The sequence below is a fragment of the Pseudomonas fjordensis genome, assembly GCF_976987115.1.
Genome location: NZ_OZ336860.1, coordinates 3,281,913 through 3,299,313, shown reverse-complemented (window position 1 = coordinate 3,299,313; position 17,401 = coordinate 3,281,913). Strand labels below are relative to the sequence as shown.

Annotated in this window: 9 protein-coding genes and 1 pseudogene; 7 read left to right on the top strand and 3 right to left on the bottom strand. The window is 55.9% G+C overall.

Going from position 1 to position 17,401, the window contains the following annotated elements; all coding sequences use genetic code 11:
• The first annotated feature begins 3 nt into the window (after nt 1-3).
• On the top strand, nt 4-654 hold the full coding sequence (locus ACWHXD_RS14710) for a DUF7002 family protein (RefSeq protein WP_069556930.1): 651 nt from the start codon (nt 4-6) through the stop codon (nt 652-654).
• 24 nt (nt 655-678) lie between these two features.
• On the top strand, nt 679-1,140 hold the full coding sequence (locus tag ACWHXD_RS14705; RefSeq protein WP_069556929.1) for an NUDIX hydrolase: 462 nt from the start codon (nt 679-681) through the stop codon (nt 1,138-1,140).
• A 180-nt stretch (nt 1,141-1,320) separates the two neighbouring features.
• Here the strand turns inward: ACWHXD_RS14705 and ACWHXD_RS14700 are convergent, their stop codons facing one another.
• Nucleotides 1,321-1,533: a hypothetical protein gene (locus ACWHXD_RS14700; protein ID WP_069556928.1), complete on the bottom strand. Its 213-nt coding sequence runs from the start codon at nt 1,531-1,533 to the stop codon at nt 1,321-1,323.
• A 91-nt stretch (nt 1,534-1,624) separates the two neighbouring features.
• Between ACWHXD_RS14700 and ACWHXD_RS14695 the strand changes: the two genes are divergently transcribed.
• The gene (locus ACWHXD_RS14695) at nt 1,625-1,960 is read left to right on the top strand and encodes a hypothetical protein (protein ID WP_069556927.1); all 336 of its coding nucleotides are present in this window, start codon (nt 1,625-1,627) and stop codon (nt 1,958-1,960) included.
• Between the two features lie 367 nt (nt 1,961-2,327).
• On the opposite strand, the gene ACWHXD_RS14690 is transcribed toward ACWHXD_RS14695, so the two are convergent.
• A complete protein-coding gene (locus ACWHXD_RS14690) occupies nt 2,328-3,479 on the bottom strand; it encodes a site-specific integrase (RefSeq protein WP_069556926.1) in 1,152 nt (383 codons plus the stop codon).
• Between the two features lie 78 nt (nt 3,480-3,557).
• Between ACWHXD_RS14690 and ACWHXD_RS14685 the strand changes: the two are divergent.
• Both ACWHXD_RS14685 and ACWHXD_RS14680 read left to right on the top strand, forming a co-directional pair.
• Nucleotides 3,558-4,428: pseudogene (locus ACWHXD_RS14685) on the top strand (DNA-binding protein).
• A 273-nt stretch (nt 4,429-4,701) separates the two neighbouring features.
• The gene (locus ACWHXD_RS14680; RefSeq protein WP_019819770.1) at nt 4,702-5,457 is read left to right on the top strand and encodes a GNAT family N-acetyltransferase; all 756 of its coding nucleotides are present in this window, start codon (nt 4,702-4,704) and stop codon (nt 5,455-5,457) included.
• Nucleotides 5,458-5,598: 141 nt separating this feature from the next.
• Here the strand turns inward: ACWHXD_RS14680 and ACWHXD_RS14675 are convergent, their stop codons facing one another.
• Nucleotides 5,599-5,721 carry a hypothetical protein gene (locus ACWHXD_RS14675; RefSeq protein ID WP_256203228.1) on the bottom strand — a complete coding sequence of 41 codons (123 nt, stop codon included), beginning with the start codon at nt 5,719-5,721 and terminating at the stop codon, nt 5,599-5,601.
• A 641-nt stretch (nt 5,722-6,362) separates the two neighbouring features.
• Between ACWHXD_RS14675 and ACWHXD_RS14670 the strand changes: the two genes are divergently transcribed.
• Both ACWHXD_RS14670 and ACWHXD_RS14665 read left to right on the top strand, forming a co-directional pair.
• Entirely contained in the window at nt 6,363-7,082 is a 720-nt protein-coding gene (locus ACWHXD_RS14670) for a purine nucleoside phosphorylase YfiH/LACC1 family protein (protein WP_171905452.1), read from the top strand.
• Between the two features lie 375 nt (nt 7,083-7,457).
• Nucleotides 7,458-17,393 carry a non-ribosomal peptide synthetase gene (locus ACWHXD_RS14665; RefSeq protein WP_019819764.1) on the top strand — a complete coding sequence of 3,312 codons (9,936 nt, stop codon included), beginning with the start codon at nt 7,458-7,460 and terminating at the stop codon, nt 17,391-17,393.
• Nucleotides 17,394-17,401 lie beyond the last annotated feature (8 nt).

The window sequence follows — 17,401 nt, the reverse complement described above, 5'->3', positions numbered from 1 at the left end:
TAGATGGATCTGGACAAGCTGATCGAGCTTTACCCTCGGGTTTATCACATGGCCGAACGCGGCGCTTGGGACAGTATTCGCACACGCGGATTGATGAGTGCCACTGCAGTTCTGGATCACCTCGCAGTGGGAGAAGGTGAGCGCGCCCGATATGAGAGTGAGCATCGTGGACAGAAGATGGATGTGAAGGCAGGCGACCCCTCCAATATCGTACTTCGTGATCAGAAACCGATGCCTGAAGGCCGGTTGGTTAGAGCGCTTACGGGGGGAACAACGCCACGCCAGTGGTATGAATTGATCAACGGCAAAGTTTTCTTCTGGGCCGAGGAAAAGCGCCTCCACGGTCTGCTCGGAGCTCGCGATTATCGCAAGCTGGAACATGACGTCCTGACTCTCAACTCGTCGATTTTCATCCCCGCATATGCCGAGGCCATCTGGCTGTGCCATATGAATTCGGGTAATACCTGGCCGATGCCACACCGTCGCAGCACGGACATCTTCTGCAAGATTGGGGACTACCCGGTGAAGCGTTCTGGCAAGCCCGTGAAAAACGTCGTCGAGCTAGTTGTCGATTACGCCGTTCCCAACATCGCGGATTATGTGGTGGAAGTTCGCAGGATGCAGGGCAGCGAGGTATTGGGCGTCATTGGTTAGTTGTCATCCATGGAGCGGGGAAGTATGCCGCGAAAGCGTTTAGCCGCTCGTTTATTGGTGATCAGTCCAAGCGACCGACTGCTGCTTTTTAAGATTCACTATCAGGCTGGTGTTTTGGCGGGCATGAGCTATTGGGCGACGCCCGGTGGAAAGCTCAAGGATGAAGAGTCGTTTGAAGCGGCGGCAATACGTGAACTCTACGAGGAGACTGGCATTGAGGTACCTTTCGTAGGTCGCTGTATCGCACACAGGGAGTTTCTGTGGCAGATGCCTGATGGCGAGCATGTGCTTGCGGTCGAAAATTACTTTACGGTGTACACAGGTACCGAGCAGTGCTCCTGCGCCCAGTGGAGTGACCGGGAGCGCGAAGCGGTATGTGAAGTGAGGTGGTGGTCTTCAGGAGAGCTTGCGGCTTGCCATGAAAAGGTTTTTCCGTCGGATCTGAATAATCTGTTTGGCAGGGCTCTTGATCATAGCGTCGGGTGAGTCCTGGCAGCCAGATCCCCGATGAGTGTTATGGTGAAGCAGATGTTTGAATCGCCCCGAGTTTCGTAGGCACTTTTGGTGCTGCGCTCTTGGCTGATAGCTGCCCCCCCCTGAATGATAGCTCTAGGCGGATAAGACGTCTTCAAAGTGCGAATATTTGGTTGTTCAGCACCACGACGATCAAAGATTTCTAGATCTGAGCTTTGCCAAGCCCTGCTTGATGTGGCCGGCATTTTCTCCCAAAACATATAACGCACCGCGGACATTTTCGCCGACGTCGCGTGATCCCTGGTCCTCGGCGTGGATTACCAACTCCATCAGCGCCCCCTCCAAGGCCAATTGGTTTTCATACAGCCTTTCCAGCAAGTCTGAAAGTGAGTACTCCATCGCCATTTCGTTTAAATTCCTATTGAGAAAACACAAGCATAGCAGTGGCACGGGTTAGAGTCGGTCACTTGATAGATCAGGCTCAACGAGAAAAATGATGAATACAGAACTTACAGAAGAAGAGATACGTCGAGCATTGTTCGGCGACGTCGAGCCGCCTGCGCCAGGCGCCATTGTGCATCAGCAAAATATCGCCCCGGATGATGTACCGGTGCTGCCTGTTACGCGTGCAAAGAAGAAGGCCTCAATCTCAAAAGGTTTTACGCCCAGGTTGAGGGTCACGCTGCGTGTGGGGAACGATTTTGAGGGTCAAATGCACGAGCTGGTGCATGAGGCCGACACGCTGAGCTCTCTGCTCGCAGAGCAAGAGGCAATCAAGGCGGCGCGGAAGAAATTCCGGTACGTGGAGGTGGTATCGGTCAAGTCGATGTAACTGCGTATCGCCGCATCGTTAAAAAGCTGCCCGGTGTGATCGAGGCGGATTTTAGGTGCCAGGGTTGCGATTGTTACCTCACCCCGCTGGAAAAAGGGGATCACGCTGGCGCGCTTTAAGATTGTGGCCGCTGCCAGCGTCTTAGCGCTGATAGATGACCGGTCTCAGACGAAGGGTGAGTCACCGCCATTGCAGTGGCGGCCGTCTCTTTTTTGATCGGTCGCATCCTGCTTGAAGCGCGTCGGGTGAAGGCACAAGGCGAGCGGCTTCTAGCGGGCGGCCAGGCGATGAACCGTGGTGCTGCGCGAGCATTCGACACACACTCAAACTCAAATCGACCCGCGCGCAGTGCGCGCATACCCAGCAACTAAGGTGGCTCGGTAGCTTCGGTTGCCCCAATTTGCTTGCCCTTCGGGGGTTCTTGGTCATCAACGGTCGATGACTTAAGCAGAGTCGTGGCTCGACTTTCGAGCAGTGCACCGGCTTGAAAGTAGCCCATGACCGTATTCACGCTGCGGTGCTCGGTCATCGCCATGACTTCACCCAGTGGCACCCCCTGACGGCCGGCCTCGGTTACGAACCCTGAGCGCAAACTGTGCGCCGCCCAGTCGCCGTCCAAGCCCGCGAGTTTTGCACGACGCTGAACGATGCGGGCCACCTGGTCAGCTGATAAGCCTGCCGTGCCCACGTTGTCACCCTTATACAGGCGCCGAAACAGCGGCCCCGACGCTGCAGGCGCAGCCTTCAGCCATTCGCTCAGCGCTTGAGCGGCGGGGCCGCGCAACGGTATTTCACGACGGGTGCCGCTGGTGTCGGTCTTGGTGGTGCCTAAGGCATACAGCCAGGTGTCAGCATCCAGGCGACGCACATCGCCGATCTGCAAGCCAACCACCTCGGAACGCCGTCGACCACCACCACTCCAGGCCAATAGGAGCAGGGCGCGGTCACGCTTCCCGCGTACGCCATCGGTGCAGGTGGCCAGCAGTGCCTGCAGCGGCTCAAGCACAATCGCGGTTTTCTTGCGCACGGTCACACCCTGGCGCGACTGGGCCTTGCGTGCGTCACGCAGCAGGGTTTTCAGGGCTGGCGCTTCGGTGGGGCTGTCCCAGCCCTGCAAGCGGTGCCATTTGCCGAGCACCGAGAGGCGATGACTGACCGTGTTATAGGCCAGCGTCCCCAATCCGCCCTTGACCCGTGCGGCCACCAAGGCGGCATCGATCGCTGGCGGTAGCAGGTGCGCCCACGTGCCGTCGCCCAGCGGTCGGGCCAGGTGATCCAGGACGAACTGTACCGCCATCGTTGCCGGCAGAGGGGCGTCGCCCAGCGTCTGGCGATAGCGCAGATGCAGCCAGGCGGACCAATAGGCGAGGGCGCTGCGATAGCTGCGCACGGTGTTGGCCGCCGTGCCGGCGGCGATAAACGCCGCTGCTGCGTGCTGCGCGTTCATGGCCAAGACATGCGGATCCAGCGGGGTTTCGTCGACTAGGGTTAACTGATCTGTAATATTTAATACGTTCAACGTATGATAATTCCATTATTCAGAAAATAACGTCGGATAATCTTTCATTATCAGACCTTATTCGTAAAGGAGCATGGCATGGCGATAGGCGTCCCGGAAAATGAGGTGTTCGCCGCCGCGGATGCGGTGCTGGCTCGCGGTGAGCGGCCGACGGTCGAGCGCGTGCGTATCGAGCTAGGCCGCGGCAGTCCGGCCCGGGTCGGCGGTCTGCTCGATCAATGGTGGGCGCGCTGACTGAGCGGCTGAACGGCGAGACCCGCCTGCCAGCACTGCCGGCCGAGGTGGCGCGGGCCTTTGTCGCAGTGTGGCAGCAGGCCATGCATCTGGCACAGGTTGCCGCCGAGCAGGCGCTGGTCGAGCAGCGCCAAGTGCTGGCCGGCGAGCGCGAGCGGGTTGCGGCGGTTGAGGACCAGGCGCGCCAAGACGCTGCGCAGTGTCGCCAACTGGCGGCGGACGCGGTGGCGGGGCGCCATGCGGTCGAGTTGCGCCTCACCGACCTGGAGCTGCTGCTGTCCCAGCGCCAGACGCAGATTGAGGACCTGCAGCAGCGGCGTGAAGGCTGGCTGCGCGAGCGCCGTGAGGCGCAACAGCACAGCCTGGCGTTACAACAGGAGTTGCAGGCGCTGCGACTCAAGGCCGAGCAGGAGCGCGTCGCGCAGGAGAGCTACGTGCGCGGTGTCGAGGATCGCGCGCACCGCGAGGTCGACCGCGCCCGGGAGGAGGGCAAAGCCATGACCTGCAGTTCAAGGAGGTCGGACGGCAGTTGGAACACCTTAAACAGCGGGTGGAGACGATCCAGACCGAACTGAGCCAAGCCCAGCAATACGCCGCGGCAGAGCGAGCCCGGGCCGACACGCTGGAGCCGCATCTGACGCCGGGGCATCAGGCGCCGGCCGTCAAACGTAAGCCGCGGCCGCGAAAACCTCTGGTGTCGAAGAGCGCCCCCTGAAGAGGACCGGAGCGACTGGGGGCCACCCGGCTCCGGGTGCCGGTACCGCGGCAACGGCCAGCCCCACGTTCCATGGCTTCGATGGCAGGGCATGCGTCGCAGCGGGCTGTGCCCGTCGCTGGCTGGCGCACCTCGATCGCCCAGGCGACGCCTTGTCAGTACGCACCACGCAGCGCAGCGTTCCCCGGCGACTAGCGCTGGCTTGGCGCGCACCGTAGGCCTGTCGAGCTGGGTCGCGGCGAGTTTGGCGCGGTAGCCAATAAGCGCGGTAACATGTTCTTTCATCACCGTCGGACAGTTCTAGAGGTTTTGGTGCACATAGATTTTCAAAGTATTGAGAAAAAATTCCGGACCCGCGTCCAGCCTGAGGACATGGTGCTAACGCATACAATGGAGGTGGTTGTTGCAGGAGCTCTCCGTCGGTTAGCCGTAAAGACTACTGTATTGCAAGGCGTCTTCGCCGCGGATGGCGAGACTGAAACTGCTGGCTACGAGTTCGAATACTTTCAAATCAGTGCACCTACCCCACATAAAAAATTGGGGTTTTTGCCGCCCTTCCAGTACAAGCCGACCACCAATACATTTTCGGCCACCATTTGCCACACGACAAAGACCGTGCGCTTTGGCCCTGTCAATGCCATCAAGGCGAGCCCTGACAAAATTGGCATTGGCAGCGCCCTGATGGGGGCTGTTATCGAGTGGCTGCAAGGCCAACACCTGACGAGCTACTGCGTTGCCCCCGGAAGCTTGGCGGAGGCGCATGCCATTGAGGATGAGGCAAGGAAGAACCGAAACAAGTTTTATATGGCTCACGGCTTTCAACTGTCGAGCAAATGCGGTTTGTTGCACGGCCTCGATGTCGTTGAAGGAACTTTCGCTGCCGAATCGGTTGGATCCCTGACCACCAGCTATAAACGGGGAGTGAGGGTTGCACCAATAACGCACGCAGCTGACCCAGCCCCATCCTCGGCGTCTCTTGTCGGCTGGTTGCGGGCACGTATACAGCGGCTCAAGTGGTGGCCGAATTAGCCGGTCACTCGACGTCAGTGCTCGGGAGCCTGACAACGTCAGCGAGACACGGCCACAGCATGGGAAATGCGTGTCGGGGTTGTCAAAACTCAACTGCTACAAGCTTTTGCCGGGCTGAGAAGGCGAGCAAAAGAGGCATCGCTATAGATCCGGCTCGACCGTCAACGTCGGTACGGCACCGAGGGAGCGGCCGGGCTTGGCGGAGCTGCGCATACGCAGGTGGAACGTGGCCGCATAGTCCGTCGCGATAGAGATCGGCTGCATGTGACTCTGGTCGTGTGAGCAGTAAGGACAAAACGCTGTATCGGGTGGATTCACCAGGTGGCAGGTGGAGCATTCGGTGCCGTATCCGTACTCGGCAGAGACTTTCACAGTTGTGCCAACGATTTGAGCTTCGCGTAGTTCACGTTTCCCAGTGACGTTGGAGGGCCGTGGTTTCGATGACTGCTACTGCTACAGGCTTTTGCTAGTGTGCGGAGGGCGGTATAAGAGGGCGCATCACTACAAGCCCGACTTGATGGTCGGCGCCGGTAAGGCCTAGGGATGGGGCCAATGCGCTTCGCAAGTCGGCAGCCTCCGTGCTTGCATCCAATGTCCGGTGCTTTTTCTGCTTTTAAGTCCATCGTCAGCTCCTTTAGTTTTGGTGCGCGCCGATTCCAATGAACTAGTACCGGATGTAATGAGACTGTCATGAACTGTCGTTACTGTGCCTAGCAACTGCATAGGGGTTTGATGGCGCAGGTGATGACTGCCAGTCATACCGGTAGAGCCAATAGTTTCAAGGGATAGGACAAAGCTTTCTCGTGTTAAATCGTCTGACAAAGTGATTGGCCGATAATCGTCTCTTCGGTATTTCGAACGACTAATAGCTGCTAGGTGCAAGCTCTCCAAGAGCCATTGCATTCATGAATGATAATTCTGCAGGTGCCTCAATGGATGAAGCAATCATTAGCCCTTTACTCGCGACGATCCCCGGTATTCAGCACGGTTTTGGTTGTCGAAAGAAAAACGTGCCACCAAGTGTTGCTCCTTATTGGGAGCAGCGTGCAACTAAGCGGCAAGTGCACGGCGCGCGAGTAGTACAGGTGTCAGAGTATTGCGAAGATGTGGGCGACGCTGATGGTCTTATCACCTATCAGCCCGGGCTCGTGCTTTCTATTCCAACTGCAGACTGTATTCCCGTGCTATTGGCGCGCGTTGATGGTGGTGCAATAGCTGCACTGCACATCGGATGGCGAGGTGCGTACGAGGGGATTGTGCACGAGTTTGGCGGTGTCCTAGCTGGTGTTGGGGAAGATCTCAGCCGCTGGGTTGCTGCCTTGGGGCCGTGTGCTCAAGGGTGCTGCTATGAAGTGTCGGAGCAGCTAATTGACGACTTCGAGCAGAAGGTCAAAATTCCCCGTGCTGCGTTTTCTCCGCAGCCCCGCAAATTGTCGCTGACCATTATTGTGCAAACACAACTGAATTGTATTGGGGTTGCGAGGCACTCCAATAGTGGTGAATGCACCATTTGCGGTACCGAACGTGTAGAGGGCGCTTCTCCGCGATTTCATAGTTATCGCAGGGACGCAATGCGTGATCCCTCCAAAGATCTTCAGTATGCAGCCATTGTGCTTGCGCCATAATATCATCCAGAACGCATACGAAAATTATGACCTCAGAAATCAGCTTTGCAATCCAGGCAGCAGAACGCATATTGGCAGTTTCTTCGAAACGTCCGTTGTGTAATTTATACCCTCAGGTTTACGAAGCTACTGGTGAGGCAGTACGAGTTGATTGTGGGGAGCTTGCTTTTAGCATTGTCTCGCAACCGATCATTGCGCAAATGGCTGATCGTGTTCTTCATGCCCGTCATGGAGAGATAACACTTGAGCACAGCCTTACTCCTTTGTCTCCACGGGATCACGCGATACTCATTGAATGGGTTGAGTTGTTTCGTGAGTACGGCGGGGAAGTCAACTCCGTGTGCAGTTGTGGATAAAGCCCAGTAAGGAAGTGAGATGTATTTAGACCCTGAGGCGTACGACGTTCAATATGACGTTTCATCGAAAAAGACTCTCCACGACTTCGTCCTGGAGCAAGCGGAACTTACGCCACTTGCTTGCGCCATTGCTGGAGACGGAGCGCAAGCGCTGACTTATCAGGAGTTAGTCGCTCGCTCAAACCAATGGATGGCAGCGCTTGTACAACTTGGCACGAAGCCAGGAGAGCGCATTGCTGTTGCTCTTCATCGCACCCCGGACCTTATCTGTGCTTTGCTCGGCATATTGCGAGCTGGTTGCACCTATGTGCCGCTTGATCCTGCTTACCCGGCAGCTTATCGGGAATTTGTTCTTGAGGATTCAGCGGCGCGCGTCGTATTGTGCGACGACGCGAGCGACGTGCCACAGGCTCAGCATCAAGTTAAAATCTGCACGGCTGAAGATTTGCCCTCAGTGTCAGAGGATCAGCCGAATGCCCAGATCGACGATGGCTCAATTGCCTACCTCATCTACACATCGGGATCGACAGGAAAGTCCAAGGGCGTGCTGGTCGGTCATAACAACGTCGTCAATCTAATTCAATGGGCGCTTGATCGCTACACTCACGAAGAGACAAAGTGCGTTCTGTTCTCGACATCGATTTGCTTTGATATATCGGTGTTTGAGATGTTTTTGCCCCTCTCTTGCGGCGGTACGGTATATGTCGTTAGCGATGCCTTGTCTCTCGTCGATGATACGCCATCACTCCCGATCTCATTGATCAATACGGTACCAAGCGTCATGCGCGAATTGCTGCGCATGAATGCCATACCGACGACGGCGCGTACGATAAACGTCGCGGGCGAGCCGGTAAACGCCGATCTCGTTCGTGACCTTCACGCGCAACCTGGGGTGAGCCGCGTATGCAATCTTTATGGCCCGACTGAAACGACCGTTTACTCCACCTTCTGCGAGCTAACGTCCAAAGACTCATCGCCTACCATTGGCCGTCCCATTCGTGAAACGTCCATTCGCTTGGAGGGAGAGAATGGAGATGAAGTGAATGCCGGTGATGTAGGGGAAATTGTCATTTTGGGGGCCGGTGTTGCTGCCGGATATCTAGGGCGTCCGGATGATATGCGGGCCAGGTTCTTCACCAAGGAAATTGGGGGAAGAACCGTACGTGGATACCGGACGGGTGACCTTGGCCGCTGGCGAGCAGATGGGAACCTAGAGTGTTTGGGACGGAGTGATGATCAAATCAAGATACGCGGGTTCAGAGTTGAGCCGGCGCAAGTAGAAGATCTGCTTCGGCAGTGTCCTGGAGTGATCGACGCTGCCGTGGTAGCGGTTGCTGTCGCTGGCGAGCCATTGCGCCTAGTCGCCCATCTCTCTACGGACAGCGTAAGCGAAAAAATCATCGAGGGTGCTCGTTCGACATTAATGCAGCGTCTTCCGCGCTACATGGTTCCAACTGAATGGAAGACGTGCCCTCTGATCCCGCGTTTGCCGAACGGCAAGGTAGACCGGGTACGCCTGAGGACGATGGACGATGTCGATAGACAGTTGTCGCCGCTTGCTTGGCCTTCCTACCAACAGCTGGAGGCCTTGCCGGAGGGCATCCTGAACGTATTGCTCCACCCCATTAAATCCCCTCTGGAGCACGTCATTTCGGCAGCTTTGGCGGTGGCCGTGGCCCGCGTCGCCCAACTCGATGTTGTTCATGTCATGCTCATTGGTGCCTCAGCCGAGGGGCTAAAATTCGTTTTTGACGGTGAGGCTACGTTCGCCAGTTGGGCAAGCAGCGCTGCTTTATATGAGGCCAATGATGCTGAGGTTCGGCTTGTTTTGGGGGAGGGAGCAGTCGCTAAATGGACTTACAGCAGCGATGTGCAACGGAAGATCGAACACGTTAACGTCGCCGATAGTTTGAGTGCTGTACTGCAACGGATTGTAAGCGAGCCAATGAGTCTCCTAAGGGACTTGCCGCTTCTGGGGGCCGATGAGTACATCAGGTTAGTTCAGCAATCGAATGCGACCGACGAAGAGATCCCTGGCCATGAGACGTTGGTCGGCCTAGTTGAAGAGCAAGTCATGCGGACCCCGAACGCGCTTGCCATCGCATTTGAGGATGAGTGCACCAGCTATGCAGAACTGGACGCTCGGGCCACGGATGTAGCTCGACACTTGCGTTCGCTTGGAGTGGGTCCTGACTGCATTGTCGGAGTATTTGCCGAGCGGTCCATCGACATGGTCGTTGCGTTATTGGCCACCCTTAAGGCGGGAGGTGCCTATCTCCCCCTTGATCCCACGCTGCCCGCCGATCGCATTCGGTTCATGGCAGACGACGCTAAAGTGGCGATCATCTTAGCTCAACGTCATTTGCAGAACCGCCTGCCCGTGCTGTCCCAGCCTGTTTGCTGGTTGGAAGATGAGCATGGGAATAACAACGACATTAATCTGCCACCGGTGGCAACCAGTCATCTAGCTTACGTCTTGTACACCTCTGGCTCCACAGGCCAACCCAAAGCGGTCTGCATTACTCATGCGGGAATTGTGAACCGGATTCTCTGGATGCAGCGTGCCTATCCGATCTCTGGAGATGATCGAATCCTGCAAAAGACGCCGTTCTCATTTGATGTCTCCCTGTGGGAATTTTTCTGGCCGCTGACCCAAGGAGCCATGCTGATTATGGCTAAACCCGGTGGCCACCAGGATGCGCAATACCTTTATTCGCTAGTCGAACAAAAGGGCATTACCGTAATGCACTTTGTTCCCCCCATGCTGGAGCCGTTTCTCAATGAGGTTGTAGAGGGGCAGTGCGGTTCGTTGCGCCATGTCTTTTGTAGCGGTCAAGAATTACCTGTCGCGCTCGCCAGGGCTTTTCACCAGTGCTTGTCTGATACGAGCCTGCACAATCTGTATGGTCCAACCGAGGCCTCGGTGGATGTGTCGTCTTGGACGTGCTTACCGGGCGATACGTCGCTCAGCATACCCATTGGGCGTCCTATCGCAAACACACAGCTATATGTGCTGGACTCCTGCTTACAACCTGTTCCGGCAGGTGTAGTTGGAGAGCTGTTCATTGCAGGGGCGGGGCTCGCTCGCGGTTACCTGGGAAAGCCAGAACTGACTGAGCAGGTCTTTATAAACAATCCATTCGGTTCCCCAGGTTCCCGTATGTACCGTACGGGCGACCGTGTGCGTTATCGTGTCGATGGCGCATTGGAGTACCTCGGCCGACTAGACACACAGATCAAATTACGCGGTGTACGTATTGAGCTTGGCGAGATTGAGCATTTGATTGCTCAACAGCCCGGCGTTTACGCGACAGCGGTGTTGCTGCATGAGCCCACGCCGCATTCGCAGCAACTGGTTGCTTACGTGGCGACGAAGAATCAAAAGATCGATAGAGGTGCATTGCGCGAAGCATTGGCGGCTACGCTACCTGTCTACATGCTTCCAAGCGTTTGGGTGGTGATGGAGTCTCTGCCGCTTAACGCCAATGGCAAAGTAGACAGAAGAAATCTACCAGCCCCCGTGCAGGAGATCGGTGAGCCGCTTACACGTGAGGAGGAGCCGGTCTCTTCGCTTGAGAAGGTGATTGCAGGCATATGGTCTGATGTTATTGGCATCGCGGCAGTAGGGCGCAACGATCACTTCTTTGAAATCGGAGGCGACTCCAGAGCGGCGCACGTGGTTGCTCATCGTCTGGCTAAGACTCTGTGCGTGGCCGTTCCAGTTTCAACGTTGTTCGAGTCACCGAAACTAACTGAATTTAGTCAACGAGTTGCGCTGAACAAAAAAATCGATGCTTTGCCTTTCGGTGGCCTTGTACACGTGAAAGCGCTACCGATGACGTCTGCGCAACGCCAGATGCTGAGTTTCTCAATGCTCATGGCGCCAGCGCCCGTTGCCAACGTTGCCTTTTGCTTGAAGTTCGTTAGTCGGGTATCGCTTTCCGAAATTGAGGCGGCACTGAAGCAGGTTCAAAAGAACAACCCACTCTTGTCTGCTCGTGCCAGTGAGGACGGGGAATGGGTATTTTCTGACCTTGAGCTGCCTCTGTTGATCGAGTCGATTGCTGCCGACGATAAAGTGCTCTACGCGAAAGTAGTCGCCGCAGCGCGCACGCCCATCGACCCTCGGGACGGGTACGGATGGCAAGGGCAGCTCTTCCTTCGACCAGATCTCGCTCCTTGGCTTCTGCTGACCCTGCACCATCTGTTGGTAGATGAAGTGTCGGTCGACATCATCATGCGGCAGTTTCAGAAAGCGCTCGAAGGTGTTTCTGGGGAGCCACAAACGGCACAACCTGAGTTCATGCCGCACGATGAGATAACTGACGAAAAAGATATCGCTTGGTGGAAATGCAAAGTTGAACGGGTACCACCCATTTCGATTCCTCTTGATTTCACCGCAAGTACGGCTTCCCATGGACAACTTGATTGCGAGAGGAGACGTCACCTTTTTGGGGCCACCACTTGGGCAAAAATTGGAGAGGTCGCTTCAATTCGAGGCTTGACGCGATACGAATTTCTTGTTGCGTCACTGTCGCGTTTGCTTTCGATTTGGAGCGGGCAGTCACATGTAGTCTTGGGCACCATGATGTCGACGCGTTCGCCATTCCTAGACCCGCAGATAGGCTTCGAAGCTGCACTTGTGCCGCTTATTATTGAGATGAGCCAAACAGCCCCGTGGGCGGATGTTCTTGGCGTTGTGCGTGACGCCGTGCGCAGTAGCCACTTACATGCCCACGCATCTGCGATTCAGTTGCAGGGGCTCGCGCGTGCTCTCTACGCAGGGAAGGACCTTCTCCCCGTGCGTTTCGGCATGATCGATGCCCCAGCGCGGCGTTTGGAAAAATCTGACTTCATTGCTGAGGAAGTCAATCTGGGGGTGTCTGACGCGCTTCTGGATTTCCAAGTGCGGGTTCACAAGACAGGTGCAGAGCTTTACGTTGATGGCCGCACCGCCTCTTTTCGTGGTGAGACCCTAGATTGGTTGCTGAGCGGCTGGGTTGCGTCAATTGAAGCGTCAGTTAAAGGTACTCCGTTCTCGCTATCACCTTCCGCATGCGCTCCTGCGGTGCATTCAGTCGATACGCGATCCGTTGTGGATTGCTTCGAAGAGCACGTACAGCGACACCCGGATGCTTGTGCAATCTCTGCTGACGGTATGTCGATATCGAGAAAAGCTCTACACGAGCTTTCTCGTAACATTGGCGCGCACCTCAACCGGGTTGCAGCACCTGGAGCCCCGGTCATCATTTGGTGTGGCAGTGTGATTTCCTCTGTAGCAGCCATGCTTGCTTGCCTGCAGAACCGATGTGTTTTTGTCCCTGTCAGCCAGAAGGAACCGGTAAGCCGATTAGGTGATATTGTTAGTTCGGTCGGTGCACAAGTGGCCATAGTCGACACGGCTTCTTTGTGGCCATCGGCAGAAGTCCCTATTTCATCCATTATCAATGTTGCAGACCCAAAAGACTCTGGTCCGATATCAATAGTGGCAAGAGGTCCTGTCCCCGGGGCGTCTGCGCCGGCGTATGTATTATTCACTTCCGGCACCACAGGACGCCCCAAGGGGGTGGCACAAGACGCCGACGCGTTGAATTACCACATCATGACCTACGTACGTAGTGTCGGTATGACGCAGAGCGACCACATTAGTCTTATCGCTGATGTCTGCTACGACGCAGCCCTGATGGATATATTTGGCGCATTGGCAAGTGGCGCACGTTTGGTTGCCTGGAATCTATCCAGGAGTGGTATCGCGGGCCTGCTCGGATGGTTTTCTCAAGAGACCATCACCATCTTTCATGGAACACCGTCGGTATTTCGGGAGGTATTCACAAGCGCCGGTCCCCTTTCCTTGCCGTTGATTCGATGCATCGTCCTTGGGGGCGAAGCGGCTCTGTCCGAAGATCTTGCGTTGTTCAATCGCCGCTGTCCGCCTGAGGCAATCCTGATCAACGGTTTCGGCCCGACTGAGTCCACGATGGCACTCCAGGCACACTTTCGTCACGGTGAAGCCTGTGACTTGCCCTCATTGCCTATCGGTACAGCTGTCACCGGTACCGATATCGCGCTCATTAGCGATGAAATAGGCGAATCGACGATGACGGGAGAGATCGAGATTAGAAGCCCGTACGTCAAACTTGGCTATGTACACCATCCGGACGATCTTGCTGCATTAATTTTGCTCGATACGGCCACCAGACCACGTGCTCATCGAACGGGGGACATAGGTCGCTTTTTACCCGATGGTCGCCTTGTTCACATTGGAAGGCGAGATCACCAAATCAAAGTCGCTGGGGTGCGTATAGAGCCTGCAGAAGTGGAGGCTGCATTGCATCGCCTAGACGGTGTTGCACAAGCATGCTTGCGGTTTTGGCAGCGAGAAGTAGGTAATGCAGCGTTGGTTGCCTATGTGGTACAGGTAGCTGATGCCGGCACCAGAACACCAGAGCAATGGCGAAGTGTTCTGGCCACACGCTTGCCTTCAGCGATGCTGCCGATCGTGATGACAGTGCCGTTGTTGCCCCGACTTTCGAATGGAAAAATCGACTGGAACCAACTGCCATTGCCCGGTTTGACTGGGGCCTATCAAGGACGCAGTCTGACCGAGCATGAGCAGGCGATAGCCGCGACGTGGTCCAAAGTGCTTCGCTTGGAGCACCCAATAGGTCCGGCCGATACTTTCATGCGACTGGGTGGAAACTCATTGATGGCTATGTCGGTATGCGCCGCCGTCGGACGCCTCATTGGACGTCGAATATTGCCCTCATCGTTGTTGCTAGACCCTACGTTAGAATGCTTTGCCGCTGAAAGCAGCCCCTCACAGACGAGCCTTTCAAATACTGTAACCGAATCATTAGCCCTTCTACCGCAGCAGTTACGCTTCTGGTTTAACGTGCAACTGCGTGGCGCTGACGATGGGAATCACATTCTCTGGGCAGCCCGTCTGCATGGGCGCGTCAATTTAGAGGCAGCTGTTGCCGCCATGCGTTGTGTATTCGATCGTCATGAAATGCTGCGGGCCAAAATGGTCGATAGCGATCCACCATCAATCACCATCGCCAATTTCGTCGCAGCACCTCTAGCATTTGAATCGGTGGCACGTTTGCCGGAGGTATTAACGCCGCAGCATCTTCCTGCCAGCCTGCGTGAGCCGTTTGACCTTTGTGATGGCCCTTTGCTACGAGCTGCGATTTTATCGGGACCAGAAGATGACAGACTAGTCATGGTTTGCCACCACATCATCGCCGATGCGAGATCCTGTGAGGTGATCCTGCACGACTTCGATCGTGCTTACGCATCGATAGTCCTCGATGGCGCCCAACCCCAACTGGATGCTCCTCCTTCTTTCGCCCAGGCTGTTACGCGCCTGCAGACGGCGAGTGACCAGGTGCGAGAGGACGCATCCAGTTATTGGCGCAAAGCGCTTGATGGCTCGGTCACCGTGCTCAATCTTCCTGGATTGTCAGTATTGGAGCCTTCGCGCACGGTCACCAGCATACGGAAATCTTTGAAACTAAATGAGCCGTTGCGGAAGTCGCTGTTCGAGTTTTGCAGTTTGAAAGGATTCTCACCGACGGCCGTGTTTCTCGCCGCTTACTCGCTCGTCCTCTGTCGACACGTTGGAGAGAATGACGTCACTATTGGCATGCCGACATCGTTGCGCGAGGCAGGTGAAGATGATGAGCTTGTCGCGCCTTTACTGAATGTTCTGCCGGTGCGTTGTCGGTTGCCTGCTGAAGGAGATTTCTTGGCGCTGTGCCGCCACGCCACCTTAGCGATTGCCGGCGCGCTCGACCACGCTGACTTGCCCTTTGAAGATATTCTCGCGCTTGTTAACCCTGTGAGAGCGTCAGGACGACATCCACTCTTTCAGGCGGTGCTGTCAGTTCATTATTTGAGAGTGGAAACCGGCCGCTTGCGAACGTTGGCGCCGGTTGATACGAACTCCTCAACATTGAGTTGTGACTTGGCCCTAACCGTGGAGTTGCGCGCGGAGGAGGTCGTTTTATCACTTGATGGGATAGGCGGTCGTCTCCACCCTAGATGGCTTGGGCGTGTGTGTGAGCAGATTTGTACCGTGATGACCAATGGCATTGCGAGTGAGCACGCCGCACTGGAATCTATGGTGATTGTTCCGAAAAAGGAGCGAGACGAGATCGTGTATGCATTGGCCTCTGGCGGTAACATGCCAAGGCAGCAAGACTCGATCGTGGAGCAATTTCTTCAAAATGCGCGCAGACGCCCTGGGGCGTGGGCATTACGCGGTCGGCATATGCAGACTTACGCTGAGCTGGCAATGGCCGCACAACATCTGGCAGAGCGGTTGGTTGAGCATGGGGTTAGTAAGGGCTCGATAGTTCCTTTCATCGCGAACGATGACATTAACCCTGCGGCTGTGGCCTTAGGCATTCTCATGGCAGACGCCGCATTTCTGCCGATTGATCCTGCGTGGCCGTCCTCAGTTCGAGAGGCAGCACTTGATGACGTGGGGGCCTCCATCTTGATCGAGCAGGACGGGGCAAGTGTGGCATTGCGCCCGCGCGGGCAGGAAGTTGGACGCAAGAAATCAGAAACCCTAACCGGGGAGGCGGCTGTCTACGTCATTTTTACCTCAGGTTCGACCGCTCGGCCGAAAGCAGTCGCCATTGCCCAACGAGGATTGCTTAACAGGTTCGCCTGGATGACTAGTTTCTTTGGCGATGAAATGCCCAACACGCTTCAGACAACACCCCTTGCCTTCGACAGTGCTGTATGGCAAGTGCTTTGGCCTCTCACGAGAGGTGGCACCTGTGTGTTGCCGGAGCGGCACGAACTATTTGACGTAGAGGCGCTCGCCACACTCGTTGCACGAGAACAGGTCACGGTTGCGGATTTCGTGCCTTCGGTTCTTCAATCGTTGTTGCCAGAGTTCGAGAGTGCAAACTCGGCAGTCGGTCGATTGCAAGGTCTGCGCTGGGTGATACTCGGAGCGGAGCGCCTTCGCGCTGAAACAGCGCGTCGCCTTTCAGCACTCTTGCCAGCCGCCAGAATTGTCAATCTTTATGGCCCGACCGAGGCCACAATCGGATGCATTTATCATGAGATATCTGGCGACACAGGCGCCATTGTTCCCATTGGACGACCACTGCCCAACGTACAAGCCTATGTGACCGGTAAGGACGGCTGGCTCCTCCCACGTGGTGCTGTCGGCGAGTTGGTGGTATCGGGTGATTGTGTCGGTATTGGTTATTTGGGACAGACCACGGCTAATGGATTTTGTACGGTACCGTTCGCAGAAGGTACAGACGCCCGAGCTTATCGTACAGGCGATCTTGTGCGCTGGAACGAGCAGGGAGAACTCGAATATTACGGGCGTATCGACTCTCAATTAAAGATCCGTGGCATACGGATCGAGCCGTCAGGCGTTGAAAAAGTTATATACAGCTACCCGGGGGTTCAGGAGGTAGAGCTTCTTGTTGTCCCCGGTGAGGAAAGCAACCCGCAAGACGAACTGGTCGCGTTCGTGAAACCAAAAAGTGGATATGTGTTGCAGACATCTGAACTGGATCTGTGGCTCCGTGAGCGTTTGCCCGCTGGATGGGTGCCCGGAATGACTGAAGTTATAGACGCAATTCCGCGCCACATTTCCGGCAAGCTCGATACGCAGGACTTGCTATCCAGGGTGAAGGTGAACCGTACCGTTGAAGTGACTGACAGCTCTGATTTGGGTGGCTGCGTACGGCAGATTTGGCGCGAGCTTCTAAAACACACCAATCACATCCCAGCAACTGCGACATTCTTTGATGTCGGAGGGCACTCATTACTGATGCTCGGGTTACGGCGGCGCTTAGTTGAAAGGCTAGGGGTCACGGTCAGTATCGCCGATCTTTTCAGGCACTCGACAGTTCCCTCCCAGGTGGCGCTCCTCGTCTCGCGCGGGGCTCAAATCAATAAGCAAGTTAACTATTCGAATTAGAAATGACT

Coding starts and splice junctions, on each gene's coding strand:
- ACWHXD_RS14710 (WP_069556930.1), top strand. CDS start 4: ATGGATCTGGACAAGCTGATCGAGCTTTACCCTCGGGTTTATCACATG.
- ACWHXD_RS14705 (WP_069556929.1), top strand. CDS start 679: ATGCCGCGAAAGCGTTTAGCCGCTCGTTTATTGGTGATCAGTCCAAGC.
- ACWHXD_RS14700 (WP_069556928.1), bottom strand. CDS start 1,533: ATGGCGATGGAGTACTCACTTTCAGACTTGCTGGAAAGGCTGTATGAA.
- ACWHXD_RS14695 (WP_069556927.1), top strand. CDS start 1,625: ATGAATACAGAACTTACAGAAGAAGAGATACGTCGAGCATTGTTCGGC.
- ACWHXD_RS14680 (WP_019819770.1), top strand. CDS start 4,702: ATGTTCTTTCATCACCGTCGGACAGTTCTAGAGGTTTTGGTGCACATA.
- ACWHXD_RS14675 (WP_256203228.1), bottom strand. CDS start 5,721: ATGCAGCCGATCTCTATCGCGACGGACTATGCGGCCACGTTCCACCTG.
- ACWHXD_RS14670 (WP_171905452.1), top strand. CDS start 6,363: ATGAATGATAATTCTGCAGGTGCCTCAATGGATGAAGCAATCATTAGC.
- ACWHXD_RS14665 (WP_019819764.1), top strand. CDS start 7,458: ATGTATTTAGACCCTGAGGCGTACGACGTTCAATATGACGTTTCATCG.